The 16,909-nt window shown below is 58.1% G+C and carries 18 protein-coding genes; 11 read left to right on the top strand and 7 right to left on the bottom strand.

Features of this window, described 5'->3' with window-relative positions:
- The first annotated feature begins 12 nt into the window (after positions 1-12).
- From ACP7BV_RS21335 to ACP7BV_RS21315, 5 genes are all read left to right on the top strand, one after another.
- Positions 13-2,382, top strand: a complete 2,370-nt coding sequence (locus tag ACP7BV_RS21335) for an efflux RND transporter permease subunit (RefSeq protein ID WP_426106648.1) — start codon at positions 13-15, stop codon at positions 2,380-2,382.
- A gap of 33 nt (positions 2,383-2,415) precedes the next feature.
- Positions 2,416-3,219, top strand: a complete 804-nt coding sequence (locus tag ACP7BV_RS21330) for an outer membrane lipoprotein-sorting protein (RefSeq protein WP_426106647.1) — start codon at positions 2,416-2,418, stop codon at positions 3,217-3,219.
- A gap of 79 nt (positions 3,220-3,298) precedes the next feature.
- On the top strand, positions 3,299-4,513 hold the full coding sequence (locus tag ACP7BV_RS21325) for a hypothetical protein (RefSeq protein ID WP_426106645.1): 1,215 nt from the start codon (positions 3,299-3,301) through the stop codon (positions 4,511-4,513).
- Positions 4,514-4,521: 8 nt separating this feature from the next.
- On the top strand, positions 4,522-5,289 hold the full coding sequence (locus tag ACP7BV_RS21320; protein ID WP_426106644.1) for a thioesterase II family protein: 768 nt from the start codon (positions 4,522-4,524) through the stop codon (positions 5,287-5,289).
- Positions 5,289-6,002, top strand: a complete 714-nt coding sequence (locus tag ACP7BV_RS21315) for a 4'-phosphopantetheinyl transferase family protein (protein WP_426106643.1) — start codon at positions 5,289-5,291, stop codon at positions 6,000-6,002. Before ACP7BV_RS21320 ends, ACP7BV_RS21315 begins: the two co-directional genes overlap by 1 nt.
- Positions 6,003-6,063: 61 nt before the next feature.
- Here ACP7BV_RS21315 and ACP7BV_RS21310 read toward each other — a convergent pair whose 3' ends face one another.
- Positions 6,064-6,996: a LysR family transcriptional regulator gene (locus ACP7BV_RS21310; RefSeq protein ID WP_426106641.1), complete on the bottom strand. Its 933-nt coding sequence runs from the start codon at positions 6,994-6,996 to the stop codon at positions 6,064-6,066.
- Between the two features lie 111 nt (positions 6,997-7,107).
- Here ACP7BV_RS21310 and ACP7BV_RS21305 point away from each other — a divergent pair, with 111 nt between their 5' ends.
- On the top strand, positions 7,108-8,031 hold the full coding sequence (locus ACP7BV_RS21305) for an alpha/beta fold hydrolase (RefSeq protein ID WP_426106640.1): 924 nt from the start codon (positions 7,108-7,110) through the stop codon (positions 8,029-8,031).
- A gap of 48 nt (positions 8,032-8,079) precedes the next feature.
- Positions 8,080-8,757 (top strand): response regulator, encoded by a 678-nt coding sequence (locus ACP7BV_RS21300; protein ID WP_426106637.1) that lies wholly within the window; start codon positions 8,080-8,082, stop codon positions 8,755-8,757.
- A gap of 279 nt (positions 8,758-9,036) precedes the next feature.
- Here the strand turns inward: ACP7BV_RS21300 and ACP7BV_RS21295 are convergent, their stop codons facing one another.
- From ACP7BV_RS21295 to ACP7BV_RS21270, 6 genes are all read right to left on the bottom strand, one after another.
- On the bottom strand, positions 9,037-9,426 hold the full coding sequence (locus ACP7BV_RS21295; RefSeq protein ID WP_426106635.1) for a TlpA family protein disulfide reductase: 390 nt from the start codon (positions 9,424-9,426) through the stop codon (positions 9,037-9,039).
- A 95-nt stretch (positions 9,427-9,521) separates the two neighbouring features.
- Positions 9,522-9,773, bottom strand: coding sequence for a hypothetical protein (locus ACP7BV_RS21290; protein ID WP_426106634.1), 252 nt, complete (start codon positions 9,771-9,773; stop codon positions 9,522-9,524).
- A gap of 89 nt (positions 9,774-9,862) precedes the next feature.
- Positions 9,863-10,672, bottom strand: a complete 810-nt coding sequence (locus tag ACP7BV_RS21285; protein ID WP_426106632.1) for a sulfite exporter TauE/SafE family protein — start codon at positions 10,670-10,672, stop codon at positions 9,863-9,865.
- Positions 10,673-10,688: 16 nt separating this feature from the next.
- Complete coding sequence (locus ACP7BV_RS21280) at positions 10,689-11,126, bottom strand: YeeE/YedE family protein (protein WP_426106631.1); 438 nt, start codon at positions 11,124-11,126, stop codon at positions 10,689-10,691.
- Positions 11,127-11,137: 11 nt separating this feature from the next.
- Complete coding sequence (locus ACP7BV_RS21275) at positions 11,138-11,569, bottom strand: YeeE/YedE family protein (RefSeq protein ID WP_426106630.1); 432 nt, start codon at positions 11,567-11,569, stop codon at positions 11,138-11,140.
- Positions 11,570-11,578: 9 nt separating this feature from the next.
- Entirely contained in the window at positions 11,579-11,896 is a 318-nt protein-coding gene (locus ACP7BV_RS21270) for a metalloregulator ArsR/SmtB family transcription factor (protein WP_426106628.1), read from the bottom strand.
- 107 nt (positions 11,897-12,003) lie between these two features.
- On the opposite strand from ACP7BV_RS21270, the gene ACP7BV_RS21265 reads away from it, so the two are divergent.
- From ACP7BV_RS21265 to ACP7BV_RS21250, 4 genes are all read left to right on the top strand, one after another.
- The gene (locus ACP7BV_RS21265) at positions 12,004-12,753 is read left to right on the top strand and encodes an MBL fold metallo-hydrolase (RefSeq protein ID WP_426106627.1); all 750 of its coding nucleotides are present in this window, start codon (positions 12,004-12,006) and stop codon (positions 12,751-12,753) included.
- Positions 12,754-12,774: 21 nt separating this feature from the next.
- Positions 12,775-13,203, top strand: a complete 429-nt coding sequence (locus ACP7BV_RS21260) for a beta-lactamase hydrolase domain-containing protein (RefSeq protein WP_426106626.1) — start codon at positions 12,775-12,777, stop codon at positions 13,201-13,203.
- A gap of 1,566 nt (positions 13,204-14,769) precedes the next feature.
- The gene (locus ACP7BV_RS21255; protein ID WP_426106625.1) at positions 14,770-15,912 is read left to right on the top strand and encodes a GGDEF domain-containing protein; all 1,143 of its coding nucleotides are present in this window, start codon (positions 14,770-14,772) and stop codon (positions 15,910-15,912) included.
- Between the two features lie 372 nt (positions 15,913-16,284).
- Positions 16,285-16,881, top strand: a complete 597-nt coding sequence (locus ACP7BV_RS21250) for a biliverdin-producing heme oxygenase (protein ID WP_426106624.1) — start codon at positions 16,285-16,287, stop codon at positions 16,879-16,881.
- Positions 16,882-16,909: the final 28 nt, after the last annotated feature.

Raw genomic sequence — 16,909 nt, 5'->3', positions numbered from 1 at the left:
TGGAAAATCACTATGTTAATCAGAGCGTATATCGAATGGATCACCAGGAACCGTTTCCTGGTGATCTTCCTTTCACTGTTGGCGCTGGCCGTCATTTCGTTTGGCATCACCAAACTGTCATTCAAGACGGACTTGCGGATCTATTTCAGCAAAGAAAATCCCCAGGTAACGTCACTGGACAACATTGAAAAGACCTATACCAAGTCGGACAATGTGCTGTTCGTGCTGGCCCCGAAGAACGGCGTGTTCAACAAGGAATTTTTGACCATCGTGTCGAATCTCACCGAACAGTCGTGGAAGCTGCCGTATTCGCGCCGCGTCGATTCGATCACCAACTTCAAGCACAGCCACGCCGATGGCGACGACGTCATGGTCGACGACCTGGTGCTCGACGTCAAACAGCTCGATGCCAAGAAGATCGACTACATCCGCCATATCGCCACCAACGAGCCGTTGCTGGTCAACCGCGCTATTTCGCCGGACGGCAAGGTCACCGGGGTGAACGTCACCTTCAACATTCCCAAGGGTGAGGAGTTGTCGAGCGTGCCGAAAATCGTCGCCAAGGTGCGCGAACTGGCCGCCACCATCACGCGCGAGCATCCCGATGTCGACGTCTACCTGACCGGCGTGGTGATGATGGACAATGCCTTCGGCGAATCGTCGCAAAAGGATTTGTCGACCCTGGTGCCGGCCATGCTGGTGCTGTGCCTGGTGCTGATGGCGCTGATGCTGCGCTCCTACGTGGCCAGCCTGGCCGCCTTCCTGGTACTGACGTTTTCGATTTTGGTCAGCATGGGCATGTCGGGCTGGATGGGCGTGCTGCTCAATCCCGTGAGCATCAACGCACCGAACATCATCCTGGCCATTTCGATCTGCAACTGCCTGCATTTGCTGCTGGCTTACGGCCGCTTCCTGAAAAAAGGCTTGGGCAAGCAAGAAGCCATGGTCGCCGGCATGAGCATGATTTTTTACGCGCTGTTTTTGACCAGCCTGACGACGGTGGTCGGTTTCCTGTCGATGAACTTCAGCGAAGCGCCACCATTCCGCGACCTGGGCAATATGACCAGCCTGGGCGTGATCGGCGCGTTTGTCTTTTCGGTGACGTTCCTGCCCGCTTTCATGATGCTGTTCCCGGTGCCGAAAGCCTACGCTGTCAAGGAAGGCAAGGATAACAAGGGCGTTATGCAAAAGATCGTGGACCGCGTTGCCGAATTCATCATCGCCAAGCCGAAAGTGGTGGTGGCGTACGTGCTGGTGCTGACCGTGATCGCCTCGGCAGGCGTATTCAAGAATGTCTTCAACGATGAATTCGTGAAGTACTTCGACAAAAGCGTGCAGTTCCGCACCGATACCGATTTCACCGCCAGCCACCTGACGGGCATCTACTACATCGACTATTCGCTGGGCGCCAAGACTGACGCCGGTATCAGCGACCCGGCTTACCTGGCAAGCCTGGACAAGTTCACGATCTGGCTGCGCCAACAACCGGAAGTGCTGCATGTCAATACCATCACCGACATCTACAAGCGCTTGAACATGAATATGCACGGCGACGATCCAGCCGCGTTCACGCTGCCGCAAAGCGCCGACCTGGCCGCGCAATACTTGTTGCTGTATGAAATGTCGCTGCCGTACGGTCTGGACTTGCGCGACCGCATCAACCTCGACAAGACCGCCACCCGCGTCACGGCGACCTTGAAGAACCTGTCGAGCAATGAAGTGATCGCTTTCGAGAACCGGGCGCAAGCGTGGCTGCACGCCAACGGCGGCGGCATGAAGACCGCCGACGGCACCGGCTTGACGACCATGTTCGCCAATATCGGCATGCGCAATACCGAAAGCATGGTCAGCGGCACCCTGCTCGCCTTTGTGCTGATCGGCGCGGTGCTGATGGTGGTGTTTCGCTCGGTGAAGTACGGCATCATCAGCCTGCTACCCAATTTGCTGCCGGCTGTCATGGCGTTCGGGCTGTGGGGCTACCTGGTGGGCCAGATCGGCCTGGCGCTGTCGGTGATGACGGCCATGACGTTCGGCATGATCGTCGACGACACCATCCACTTTGTGCTGCGCTACCTGCAGGCGCGCAAGGAGATGGGTTTGAACCCGGACGAGGCAGTGCGCTTTGCCTTTACCAACGTGGGCGTGCCGATCGTGGTGTCGCTGGCAGTGCTGGCGGCCGGTTTTGGCGTGCTGGGCTTTTCGAGCTTCCAGATCAACGCCGGCATGGGCATCCTGACCGCGCTGGTGATCGGTTGCTCGCTGATCCACGATATTTTGCTCACGCCTGCCCTGCTGCTGATTATCGACAACGCCATGCTCAAGCGCGCCGCTGCCAAAAAGGCGCGCGCAGGCGTCGCCTTTGCCGACGCTGTCCCAGGCTGAACCACCCCATTTACCTTACCAAAGAGGCACAATATGCAAAAAAAGAGTTTGTTTTCCGCGCTGCTGCTCAGTTTGAGCATTGGACACGCGTATGCGTCGGTCGCCGAGATCGACGCCATTGCCGACCCGGTCAAGAAGGGCCACGCGATCGCCATCGAGACCAAGCGCCTCGACAGCGGCTACCGCGATTTCGTCGCCAGCGCCGAGATGATCCTGAAATCGGCCGATGCTCAATCGTCCACGCGCAAGTTCCACACCAAGGCGCTTGAAATCCCTGACGACGGCGACCATTCGATCAATGTCTTCGACACGCCCGGCGACGTGGCCGGCACCGCCATTTTGATCCATTCGCATGGCTTGACGCCGGACGACCAGTGGCTGTACATGCCTGCGATCAAGCGCGTCAAGCGCATTTCCACGCGCAGCAAGTCGGGCCCGTTCGTGGGCAGCGAATTTGCCTACGAGGATATTTCGACCTGGGTGCCGGAAAAGTACACCTACCGCTACCTCGGCACCGAACCGCTGAACGGCGTCGAATGCTTCAAGGTGGCCAATACGCCGGCCTATTCCGATTCCGGCTATAGCCTGCTGCACGAGTGGGTCGACAAGAAAATTTTCCGTCCACGCAAGATCGATTATTTCGACCGCAAGGGCGCGCTGCTCAAAACGCTCAGCTTTGACGACTACAAGCTGTACAACGAGCGCTTCTGGCGCGCAGGCAAGATGACGATGGTCAATCACCAGACCGGTCGCAGCACCGTGCTGCTGTGGAAAGACTACAAGTTCGGCACGGGACTAACCAAGGCCGACCTGGCCGAATCGAAGCTGATGGAATAACACGGCAGTCGCCAGCACGCCCCATTGGCGGCCGTGCTGCACCTAAATTTTCTACAAGAATAGATAAACGTCCATGAGTATGAACGGCATAGTAAAATTTTGCATCCTTGGCACGGTCGCGCTGACCGCGCAGATGCCGCGCGGCGCGGCGGCGCAAACCTTGCAAGGCGACATTAGCGGCGAATACCGCACCTTTTTCAAGGGCGACTCGGCTAATCCGAGCGCGACCAATTACCGCGGCGGCGCCACGGCGGAGCTGCACCTCAAATACGGCGATGACTTGCCCGGCGGCGCCGGCAGTTACCTGGTGGACGCGCGCGCCACCGCCGACCAGCGCGACAATCACCGCAACCGGATCGACTTCAACGAACTGTCGTGGCGCCGCAGCGCCGGCAATTTTAGCTTGCTGGCCGGCATGCACACCGAATTTTGGGGCGTGACCGAATCCTGGCACCTGGTCGACGTGCTCAACCAGACCGACCTGACGCCCAACATCGACCAGCACGTCAAGCTGGGGCAAATGACGCTCAAGGCGTCGTACCACAGCGAGCTGGGCAACTTCAGCCTGTACGTGCTGCCGATGTTCCGCGAGCGCGTGTTCGTGGGCGAGCGCGGACGCCTGAAACCGGCTTACAACATCGACGCCAGCCTGGCCACGTATGAATCGACGCACGAGAAGCACCATGTGGACCTGGCTGCGCGCTACGCCAAAACCATCGGCAAGTGGGACCTTGGCCTGTCACACTTTGTCGGCACCGGGCGCGAACCGCTGCTGCTGCCCGTGTTTGCGGCGGGCCGCCCGCTGGTGCTGGCGCCCTATTACGAGCAGATCAAACAAACCGGCATCGACGCCCAAATGACGACTGACAGCTTGCTGGTCAAGTTTGAAGCCATCAACCATGTCAGCCGGGCGCAGCCCAATTACCGCTCGGCCGTTGCCGGCGTCGAATACACCTACGTGGGTGCCTTTGGCGCCCCAGCCGACGTGGGCTTGCTGGCCGAATACCTGTATGACGACCGGGGCGACCGCGCCACCATGCCGTTTTCAAAAGACTTGTTCCTGGCGGTGCGCTACGTGGCCAACAACGTGGCGCAAACCACCTACTTGCTGGGCACGTATGCGCACCATGGCACGGGCGCCAAGTCGTACCGCTTCGAGATGGCCACCCGCCTGCGCGATGGCGTGACGCTGTCGCTCGAAGGCCAGGCATTTTCCAAAGAAACCAAGCGCGACCTGTTTTACAGCTACCGCGACGACAGCTACCTGACGGTCAAGCTGAAAAGTTCGTTTTGAGGATGCCCATGGCAAGCAGCGAGATGGTGTTTGACGTACCCCGCCCGGATCCCGGCGCGGCGATGCGGGTATTTTGTTTTCCCTTTGCCGGCGGCGGTTCGGCGACTTACCATGGCTGGCTCGACCAGTTGCACCCGCAGGCCGAGCTGGTCACGGTGCAGATGCCGGCGCGCGGAACCCGCCTGGCTGATGCGCCCTGCGACAATATGGCCGAGCTGGTCGATTCCCTGTTCGCGCATATTGCGCCGCTGCTGGACAAGCCATACGTGTTTTTTGGCCACAGCATGGGCAGCAAGGTGGCCTTTGAGCTGGCCAGCAGGCTGCACCGGGATGGCTTGCCGTTGCCGCTGCATTTCATCGCCTCGGCCAGCCCGGCGCCGTTTTTGCCCCGGGCCGAAGCGCCGATCCATGCATTGCCGGACGTCCAGTTCATCGCGCGCCTGGCAAGCCTGAACGGCACCCCGCAACGGATCTTGCAGAGCCGCGAACTGATGGCGCTCTTGATGCCGGCCATGCGCGCGGACTTCAAACTGCTGGCCAATTACGTGGGCCACGCCGGTACCGTACTTCCCACCACGCTCACGCTGTGCGGCGGCAGCCATGATGACGCGCTCGAGCATGACGACATGCTGGCCTGGCGCCGCGTCTTTGCCGGCGCGGGCGAGCTGCACATTTTTGACGGCGGCCACTTTTATCTCAACGAGCACGGCGCTGCGCTGGTGGCGCTGATCAACCGGCTCATCGAGGCGGCGGTGCTGGCCGAACTGCCGTCCTGATGGCGGCCCCCTACCCCTTGCTGTCAAGCGAGAGCGTGCACCTGTGGCTGGGCCGGACGGAGGATGGCGCGGCCTGCGCCAAGGCCCTGTCGGCGCAAGAACTGCATCACGCGGCCGGCTTGTATTTTCCGCTGCACCGCACGCGCTACGTGGCCGCCCGGGCCGCCTTGCGCCGCATTCTGGGCGGCTACCTGGACATGCCCCCCGGCGATGTGCCCCTGCAACAGGGGCCGCACGGCAAGCCGTTCGTTGCCGCAGCGGCCAATGCACGCGCGATCCGCTTTAACCTTAGCCACAGCGGCGCCCACATGGCAGTGGCCGTCGGCTGCGAACATGAAAACGGCGTCGACATCGAGCATATCGCCAGCGACGTGAATTTTCTGGCCATTGCCCGGCGCGGCTTTTCGGCGCGCGAATACCACGCCCTGATCAGCCATGTCACGGGCGAGCGGCGCGCCGCGTTCGTGCGCGGCTGGTGCCGCAAGGAAGCCTACAGCAAGGCCTTGCAACAAGGCCTGGCGCGTCCGCTGGGCAGTTACGAAGTCTCTTTGGGGGGCGACGCCCAGCCCCTGCTGCTTGGCGACAGCGCCGACGCGCGCGCCACCGCCGAATGGACCATCCGGCCGATTGACGCGCTGCGCAAGCTGGGCATTGAAGGCGCGCTGGCCGTGCGGCGCCAGGTGCTGCAGGTGGAGACGTTCGAGCTGGTTTAGCGGCGCGAAAACGTGTGCTGGAAAGCGTGCAACCCGCGCAAGTACGGGGTAGATTCGGGCGTCAAGCTTGGTCCTTGAAAGACGCTTGCCCGCCCAGGTTGGCCGCCAGCGCCGTTAAATGGTCGAGCACGGCGCGGGTGCTGGCGCGCAGCAGTTTGGCCGGCGCATGGATCGCGTACAGGGTTTCGGGCGGGCGCCCCAGCAACTGCCAGGCGGGCAGCAAGCTCCTGAGCGGGCGGTGGCTGGACTGGAAGGCAAGCAGATAGCTGGGCAGCAGGCCGATGCCGGCGCCGCGCTGCACCAGGCCGAAAATGGTTTCCTGGATGTTCGACGTCAAGCTCACCTGCGGCGCGAGCGACTCGAGCGCGCCACTGTCGCGATGCTCGAAGGTGCTCAGGCGCTGGTAACTTTGCGGCATGATGAACTTGTGCTGGCGTAAATCGTCCGGGTGCTCGGGCACGCCAAAGCGGTGCAGGTACTCTTCGCTGGCGCACAAAGTCCAGTTCACGCGCGCCAGCTTGCGCACCGCGCTGTCGGGCGGCGGGCGATGGGTGATACGCAGCTGGATGTCGGCGTCGTCGCGTTCGATCTCGTCGGCCAGCGACTGCAGGTAGATCCGGATCTTGGGAAACTGCGTGGCGAACGCGTGCAGCGACGGGCCCACCACGTGGGTGGCAAGCGACGGCGCGCAACTCACGCTCACCTTGCCGGCCACAATGGTCATGGTGCCGCGCGCTTCCTCGATACCGGTGTCAAGCGCTTCGCTGGCGCGCCGGTAACAGTCGAGCAGCACCCGGCCGGCCGGCGTGAGTTCCATCTTGCGGGTGCTGCGCGAAAACACCGGCGTGCCCAGCGCCGCCTCGATCTGCAAAACGCGCTTGCTAATGGCCGCGCGATTGACGCCGAGGTCGTCGGCAGCGCGCGAAAAGTTGCCCGCCTCGACGATGGCCGCAAGCGTCGACAGGTAGCGAAATGCATCGTTCGGACTATCCATGGCGTGGTTTGTATTCTAAAAAGATACACAATGTATCACACTGGCTACTTGTTGAGAGCCAGCGCCAATGATAGTGTATGTACTGCACATACCGACCGAGAAAACACTACCATGCGTCAACCAAGTATCCTGGACCGTCCCGCCAACCTTGCCGCGCCGCTGGCCCCGCCCCGCCCTGCCGACGCGCGCGACCACGCTGCCGGCGCGCCCGATGAAGACTTTGGCAGCCCCGCCATGGTCGACACCGCCGTTGGCCGGCTTGCCGTCTACCAGATCGGCACCGGCGCGCGCACGCTAGTGTTTTGGCCCTCGCTATTTACCGACCACAGCTTGTATCGGCGCCAGGCGATCGCACTGAGCCATGAATGTCGCATGGTCTTCATCGACGGCTTCGGCCACGGTGCAAGCGGTCCGCAGGCGAGCGGCGCCACCATCGAGACCCACGCCGAGGCCCTGCTCGAGGTGCTCGACCAGTTGAACATTGCGCGCGCCGGTTTTGTGGGCACATCGTGGGGTGGCCTGATCGGCAGCCAGCTGGCGCGCCTGCATCCGCAGCGTCTGGTGGCGCTGATCGCCCTGAACACGCCGTACGAAACGCGGCCGGGCGGACCGGGGATGGCCGAGCGCATGATCGTCATCGCGGCGCGCCTGTTCGGCAGCACCCGGTTTTTCGCCAGCGGCGTGGCCAAGTCGTTTTTTGCGCCGCCCTCCCACCGTCGTTATGCACAAAGCATTGCCGAATTCAAGGCCAACCTTGCAACAACCACGGCCAAGGATATGGCAAGCGCCGCCCGCACCGTCATTTGGGACCGGCACAATGCATTACCGTGGTTGCATCAGATCGCCGTGCCCACCACCGTTGTTGGCGGCAGCGACGATGTCAGCCTCAGTATTGCCGACCTAAAACGGGCTGCGGCCCTGATTCCCGGCGCGCGTTTCGTGGAAGCGCCCGCCTCCGGCCATATGTCGGCGCTGGAGACGCCCGAACTGGTCACCGCGCTCATCCGCGAAATCGATTGGGACGCCGCCGCCTGAACCGTGTTCCCGCGCCAAAGAATGCGCATTGAGCTATCGAAAAAAAATATGAAAAAAATTATCATTGTTGACGATCACCCGTTGGTGATCAAAGCCTTGCAGGTGATCCTGGAGAATTCCTTCCCTGGCTACGCCGTGGTGGAGGCCGTCTCCTTTGCCGCCATGCGGCGCTGCCTGGAGCAGGATCCGCAGAACAAGACGTACGCGTTGGCGATCATCGATCTGAACCTGGCTGGCGAGAGCGCGCTGGAGACGATCAGGCAATTGCAGGTGGCCTACAGTTTGCCGGCCATCGTCATGGCCGACCAGTTCGATTACCAGCGCTGCCGTGAGTGCCAGCGCTACGGCGCCTCGGGCTATTTGCAAAAAAATTCGAAGATCGACGATATCGTTACCGCGGTCAAGATTGTCTTGCTTGGCGGCCAGTTCTTTCCGATCATGCAGGCCGAGCGCGAACCCGCACCCTCACCCTCACCCGACACTGTAGTGGGCCGCAATAGTTTCAACTGGCTCACGCAACGCCAGCAGCAAGTGCTCGACCTCGTGGTCGACGGCCGCCCCAACAAGTATATTGCGGCCGAGCTTGGCATTGGCGAAGGCCATGTGCGCAACATGGTGAGCCAGTTGTTCGACAATTTTTCGGTGACGGGCCGTTCGCGCACGCATTTGAGCGCGATTGTCTCGAAACTGCGCGTGGCGCCCGAAGGAAGCCGGCGACCGAATTAGTCGGCTGCGATAGCGCGGCCAACCGCGAAAGAGCCTGAGAAGTTCATTAAATGAGCCGAGCATTTACAATAAGGAAAGGACAGGAATGAATTACAAGAATAGACGAGTGGCCGCGCATAACACATGGCCAGCAAGCACCGAGTTTCAAGCGGAGGTGAATTCAAGGAAAGGCTCAGCGCGAGGTCGAATGCTGTGCCATTCATGCCGATCCATATGGCAGAGAACGCCGACTCTGCCTACCAAAAAAGTATTGGTCACTTGATTGACGGTCTTGATGCCTTACCCCCGACCTTTTGCATCATAAAAAAGGGTAGTCGGGTAACCGGAAGACCCCGTTCGAGCACTGAGCTGCTTGGCGGGATCGATAACTACGTTTCGCATTTGTAATCCCTGAGTTGCAAGGTAGCATTCCACGGTCTCCGCTGACTCACCTTGATTTACAAACACAAATTCGATTTCCGGATGTGCCTGCTGCGCAGACTTCAAAACGGGCATCTCCCTGCGGCATGACGGGCACCAGGTAGCCCACATATTGACGACTATTGGACGACCGACGAAACTGCTAAGTAACAGTGTCGATCCGTCAAGCCGACGGACTTCTACCGCCGGAATAGGTGCCTCTGGAGGCCAGAGTGCTTGATTAATCAACGCGCCTCCGTAGAAGGCCACGGACCCAAATAATGCTGCAATTGTCAGTGGCGTACGCAGTATCGGGCTGCGCCTGGTCAACTCGACCCCGACAATGATTGCAGCGGAAAAACCGGCTAAGCTATCAAATCCCCGTCGCGGAAATCGATAATCGACATGAAATCTTTGAAATAAATATCGTTATGGCGGAACACGAAGATAAGCCTCGCCACGGCAAAACCAATCAACGTCATCTTCCACAGAATGGTGCCAGTATCATGACCGCGGGACCGATGAAACCAGGCAACTGCATTTGCGAGCAATACACTCACGACCAGTAAGGCTACCTGCATGGGCACGACAAGCGGCCCTAACTGAATTGCATCCAAAAAATTACTCCAAAAATCAACTACGAGCGCTTAGTATGGATATAAGTGAGCAATTATGGAAATGCCTAGCTGCCCCGCGCACCAGTTGTTTACCCAGTCATGGCGGCAACTGACTTTACAACCATGCCTACAGAGACCACAGCGCAAATAATTGCGAATGAAAGTTTCAAGCTTTTTTGCGACAGCCTTGTAGACAGCACTGTCCCTGCGCCCATTCCCACCGCCGCCCCCGCAGCGAATGGCAGTGCCACTGCGAGGTCTAGCAGCCCTGTTGCGATGCTGCTGCCTACTCCAGCGAGCGAGACAAGGGCGATAACGGCCAAAGAAGTGGCGACTACGGATCGTGTCGTCAGATCGGTGTACCGTTGCAGGGCAGGCACCATTACGAAACCGCCGCCAACGCCTAACAGCCCAGAGAGAAAGCCTGCAATCGCACCTGAGAACGTCAGCACTTGGGCGCATTTGGATGTCCAAACGAATCTGCCGTTCTGCGTGTCCCGCAGGCAATGTGGCGCTAGATGAATTTGCTCACCACCTGCGCCAAGGGCCCTCGCTTCTTTCAATGTCTTGTATGCCACCCATGCCAGTACAGCGGCAAAGAGAACACCCAGTACGCTTGTATCGAGTCGTTGGGCCAGCCACACCCCTAGCGGAGCTAACAAAATTCCAGTTCCGGCGATGAGCATGGCCGCGCGATAACGAACAATGCCGTTCTTTAAGCCAATCAGGGCGCCAAGCGTAGCCGAAATTCCGACTGCGAGAAGACCAATAGGCCCGGCTTGGGCGACCGACAATTGGACGCCAAAGACAAGCAGCGGAACGGCCAGAATGCCGCCTCCGGCTCCAGTCAATCCCATGATGACGCCCACCACGACGCCTAAAGCAAGACTAAGCACCATTTGCTTCCCCTGTTCGCTACGCGGCCTTCGATTTAGCCTTATTGTTTAACCTTTCGGTCAGCTCAAACAACGCCATGCCCGCTAGCATCGCGAAAACAAATACCCAGGGCTTTGCACCGCTGTGCGTAAGCGATGCCAGTGCGGGTCCCGGGCAATAGCCGGCTAGTCCCCAACCGACGCCAAATGTCAATCCGCCCAAGACCAGGCGACGGTCGATCGTTGTAGCGGTCGGCAGCTGCATGGGGCTTCCCAACACTGACCTTTCTCGTTTGGTTGCAAATGGGAACAACAGCGAACCAATAATGATCGCTCCGCCCATCACGAATGCAAGTGACGGATCCCATTTTCCTGCCAGGTCCAGAAACCCAGTTACCTTGGATGGATCAGTCATACCGGAAACGATGAGGCCAATTCCGAACGACAAGCCAGACAACAGAGCTGAAACGATCGTCATAAATACTCCCTTTAACCGAGCACGTGGCGTGCAATAAAGACTGTCGCAAACCCGGCAAACATGAACGCAACAGTAGCAACGATGGACCGGGGTGAGCGCCTGGACAGCCCGCATACACCATGGCCGCTCGTACAGCCTGAGCCATAACGGGTGCCTAAGCCGACTAACAGTCCAGCGATCACGAGCAGAGGGTAGCCAGCCTCGATGTCGACGTCAGGTAAGGGGCGCACCACACTAAACGCCAGCGGCGCGATCACAATCCCCATCACAAACGCGATGCGCAAAAAAACATCACCTCGTTTCGATTGAAGCAAACCGCCGACGATTCCGCTGATCCCGGCAATTTTGCCGTTGAAAAGTAAAAAGAGCGCTGAGGCCAGCCCGATCATCACACCACCTGCAAGTGACGCCCAAGGCGTGAAGTTATTCCAGTCAATTGTCATGGATGGATCCTAGTCTTGTGGGCAGTACAGTTGATACAGCACCTGCAGCACAGCTAACGCTTCTTTGCTGACAATAGTGTAGAAAATTTGTTTGCCATCGCGCCGCGTAGTCACCAAATGCTCATCTCGGAGCACTGTAAGTTGTTGCGACAACGTTGGCTGTGCTATTCCGGTCAAAAGCTCAAGCTCGCGCACCGAAAACTCACCTTGGGTCATTTGGCATAGCAACAGCAGGCGATCAGGATTAGACAGAGCTTTAAGAAGCTTGCTTGCTTGCCCGGCGGCAGCTTCAAGTTGAAGTAGTGCAGGTTGCTTTGGCGTGAGCATCAATCTGGTTCCAGTAACGTCATGCGCACACTATATCATACAATGAAATATAAATTGGTATATGATGACTGTATCAGAAACGTCAGCTACTTGGAGATGGAGAGATCATGATTTTTAAGCAATTGTATGAACCGTTGTCGAGCACCTACACATATCTACTTGGGGATCAAGACTCGGGGTTGGCAATACTGATCGATCCTGTTATCGCAGCGATGGATCGTGACTTGGCGGAAGTGCATCGGCTAGGCCTCAAGTTGGCATACACGGTTGACACGCATATCCATGCCGACCATATCACCGCCGCACTTGAAATGAAGCGGTCCGTCGGTAGCAAGATTGCTGCCCCGGCCTTTGACCAGCTCCCCTGCGCTGATGTCGGTATCGAAGAAGGCATTCCGTTACGTATCGGTAGCGTCGTCCTGCATCCCTTGCATACGCCAGGGCATACCGACGGCCACTTTGCCTACCTGTTCAATGACCGCGTTTTCACTGGCGACGCCCTCCTTATTGAAGGCTGCGGCCGGACAGATTTTCAAAATGGTGATGCAGATGCGCTTTACAGAAGTGTGAACGACAAGCTGTTCACGTTGCCCGATGAGACGTTGGTGTATCCGGCGCACGACTACAAAGAGCGGTTTGTCTCATCAATCGCCCAGGAAAAGCGCCGGAACCCACGTCTGGGTGAAGGAAAGACTCTCGCGGAATTCGAGGACATCATGCGTGATTTGAATTTACCGTATCCAAAATTCATCGATTACGCGGTCCCAGGTAACCGCCAATGCGGTGTATGCCCCTCGCATATTCCAGAAGACTTGGCCAAATATTGCAAGCAAATGACCGAAAGCCCACAAGGCTAACTGACTAAAAAGGGGAAGAACATGGCGAACTTTAAACAAGTTGAAGATGGTATTTATATTGGCTCTCAGCCAGCTGCGCAGGATTTTCATGAGGCAAAGCAGTTGGGTATTAAGACTGTAATCGACCTGCGCATGCCAGGAGAAAGCAACACGTCGAATGAGGAGACGACGAGTTCCAACGGCCTTGGTTACGTCAACATTCCAGTCAACAAAGCCGCATTAGCAGCTCGTCAAATCGATGAATTAGAACGTGCGATGGCGCGCACCCCTGGGCCTCATCTGCTGCACTGCGCTACCGGAGCACGGGCCGCGTTGCTGCTCATGCTGAGCCATGCAAGGCAAAAGAAATGGACAGCCGAGCGAACGTTCGATGAGGCGCGCAGTGTTGGGTTCAATCTGGAAGACTCTGACAATTTTGCCGCGTTCATCAGAGAAGTTTCCGCTACCTGAGCAGTGGCGCCACCTAGCGTTCCGCCCGGTGCCGAAAAAACGCCGAAAACTAAAATGCTCGAAGCGGGCGCTAAGCTGCTGCAGAACAACAGCCCAGTCGCCGGATACGACATGTACATGGTTGGTGTCAATTTCCGGCATTAAGGCGCCACCCATTTCCGGCGTAATGGCGCCACTTTGACCACCGATTTCAGGGGCGCAAACTGGGTTGCAAGAATGCTCGATTTCGAGCGTTTTGGCAACATCGTTTTTGACGTAAATGGGAGTTTTTAGGCTGTCAATTTGTTGCCCGGAATGCCGCCTGAAGGAACGACGTTTCTGGATAGGTTCGACCCGGCCTGCTACTACCTATTCGGCGCCGACGAATTAAACGAAGCGTTAGCGGAGTGGGACATCCTTGAGGAAGTATTTCATGACTTCGAGGCGCCACAGTCAACTCTCTCAAGCGCTTCGCAACAGTCATCGCTCGTCGCAAAGTCTAGCTTTTTAATAAGTCGGTAAGGGTGTCGGCCATGCTGGCGGGGCGGTTCATCGCAGGAAACGTTGACCATGCGAATGCTTAACCCGGTTTTGCGTTCCACTGCACCTGATACCCTACGATGCCGTGCTAAGGCAAACATCGGAACAGGCTGCATAGTGGAACGCAGGTGGATGGCTCACCATGAAAAGCTGAAATAATAGCGGCGTGCGAAACGCAGCCCTTCGGCCCATTGTAGACGTTGCAGTAAAGGCTACGGCGAACTATGCCGGACCGTTCCGGAGCTTAAGCGGCATTGGATCCATGGGATGGCTGCGAAGCAGACTTGCGTGGCCAGACCGATAGCGCCGGATATTGACGCTGTTCGCACCAAGTAGTGGCCAACGGTCTCGCCAAAGATGAAGACGGAAAAGCTCAACTCAAGCAGCATGAGAAGCATGAAGGCAAGCACGCCCATCAGCGTTCGCGTACGGGGTTCGCAGCCGAGACGGAATCGCCGATTGCACCAAAGGGAAACTCTCCAACTTACCGCGAGCACGATCGGTGCTTCCAGAAGTACGGCCGGTATTGCCCCGATTCGCGGCATTATTTGGGTTACGCGGATTGTACCCACAGCAAAAGCGAAGACGAATACGATGGCAGTGTAGCCGGCGGCCGCCCACGTCGCGCCTTGATAATTAATGCGGCTGTAACGTTGTTCGCTCACGTGCTCTTCCCTTGTAATCTCTAGCGGACCAATTGTCCGGGTGCTCTGACATGGCGTCAGCTTAGCACTGGCGGCGCCTTGTTGACCTTGTCCACCGCCGTCTTCGCGGTACCGGGCTCGGCGCGCGCCCAATAGGCGGGTCACACCGCGGTCGGGGTCACCACACGGGACGCCGGTTGCCGCAAAAGTAGGTACACCCGCCTGCACGCCTGCGCTTGCGCCACGGCCCGGGTCCCTGCTGGCGCCAGTGCCCCTATCCTGCCCAAGAAGCAACACAATTTCCTGCATTCACTAATAATCGTCCATTCTACTGATAAGCTAACCGCTCTATCGCCGTGCGCATTAACCCGGCCCAGCGTCATTTCACCCTATTGGTCTTTCAATGAAACAGCATCAAGTGAATCAGTCGGAACTGCGCGAACGCATTTTGTTCGACTTGGGTAGCCAGAATCTGATCAGCCTGGTCGCCTATCCCGTGATCTGGACTCTGCTGGTGGTGCGGGCCGATTTTATCCGCCTTGCGCCGCATTTTTTCTGGATTAATCTGGCCATTCTCGGGGTGACCACCAGCCTGCGTTTGTTCGTGTATGGCAGGATGCGCAAGCGTGTTGCGGGGCAAGCGCAATTTTTGGAGCGTACGCTCATTTTCACGGTGCTGAGCAGCGCAACGCACTGGAGCACGATGACGATCTGGTCCTTGCTGGCGCCCGAGCTTGAACCCATCCGCATCGCGACGGTGTTGGTGGTCACCGGCATGGCTGGCAGCGGCACGTTTGCCGTCGCGTTCATCACCACCCTACGCATCTTTTTCCCGCTCATTCTGCTGCTGCCGGCCGGGGTGACAATGCTGTTGTCCGGAAACTCCGTCGAGTGGACCTGGGGTGCACTGTCGATTGGTTTTCTGGTCTATGTGCTGCCTGCGGCGTACCGGCGACAGCAAGACTATATTGTGGCGGTCAGTACCACGCTGTTGCTGGAACAGCGCTCGCGCGAACTCGAACAGATCAGTTTTACCGACGCGGTTACCGGACTGAACAACCGCAATTACTTCGATACGCACCTGGAGCTCGAATGGCGGCGCGCGCACCGTTTGCACTATCCGCTGTCGCTGCTGCTCGTCGATCTCGACCACTTCAAGTACGTCAATGACACTTTCGGGCATCCTGCCGGGGACGCCTGCCTGGCTGCGGTGGGGGTATTCCTGGCCCATAACGGGCGCCGCGCCGGCGATAGTGTGGCGCGCATCGGTGGCGACGAATTTGCGATTCTGCTGGTCAATGCCGATGCCAAGGCGGCCGAACATATCGCTACGGCCTTGTGCCAAGGCATCCGCGACCTGCCGCCCGTCGCGCAAGGACAACAACGTCGCGTGACCTCCAGTATCGGGATTGCCACGCAAGTTCCTCTCACCTCGGACCTGGCCGATGTGAAGGCTTTCATCAGCTGCGCCGACGGCGCGCTGTATGCTGCCAAGGCCAAGGGACGCGACCAATGGCAACGGGTTCCGTCGTCCGTGAGGCGATAGCAGATTGCCATGACCCGCAGAAAATTGCCTTATTTGCCTAGGTTTTGCCGGGATATGCGCTATGATCTTGGTTAATGCGAGCTGCGTACCCCTGCGGTCCCTGTTTCCTCCATTAAATTAAGATAGCCCTGCAATTGCGGACATAGCGGGCGTCTCTCGGTCTACTCTCCACATTCATTCAAGCCGTCCTAAAGGTCATCGACCGATGACGCTACACCATGGAAGAGATAATCTGCTCATGCACCTGAGGCGGAAGTTGCTATTGCACGCCATGCTCGCAATGGAAGCGCGTATGGTTCTGATTGCAAACGACCCCATTGAACATCTTGCCATTCAGCCTGAATATTCTGTTAGAAAGCTTCTTTTAGACAAATGGGTACCACGCTGCAAACACCTTTGCTTTCCCGATTGCGTAGTGAGACACGTACCGAGCATGATGCCGTTGAGCGAACGCTTCTGTTAATGGAGGATGATTTGACGCTTGAGCGCTACAGGCGTCGACTCCAACAATTTTACGGGTTCTACCAACCCGTCGAAAAGTGGCTGCTCGACGATGGCGGCTTCATTGCCCCGTGGCTTGCCGTGGAGCCACGACGCAAAACGCCCCTCTTGCAAGCCGATCTGATCGCACTCGGGCAGCAAACCGACACCCGTTTACCGCTTTGCACGCAGTTGCCTTCGCTTGGCAGCGCTGCCGAGTGTTTCGGGTGTTTGTATGTTCTTGAAGGCGCCACGCTGGGCGGCGTGATCATCAATCGGTACGTGGAGCAAAAGCTGGGAGTCGCACAAGACTCTGGCGCAAAGTTTTTTTGCGGGTATGGCGGGCAAACTGGCGCAATGTGGCAGCAGTTTCGCACTGCCATTAGCGATTTCTCCTTGACGTCAAGCGAGCAGGACGTTGTTGTCGCCAGCGCGCGCGCCACCTTTGACACGCTCCAGCAGTGGTGTGAGAAAGAAGTAAGCCGATGACTCAGACCGTTGCAGGCGCCGTCAACCT

It is taken from the genome of Massilia sp. TSP1-1-2, assembly GCF_049896185.1.
GTDB lineage: Bacteria > Pseudomonadota > Gammaproteobacteria > Burkholderiales > Burkholderiaceae_D > Telluria_A.
This window is presented reverse-complemented; position numbering and strand designations above follow the sequence as displayed.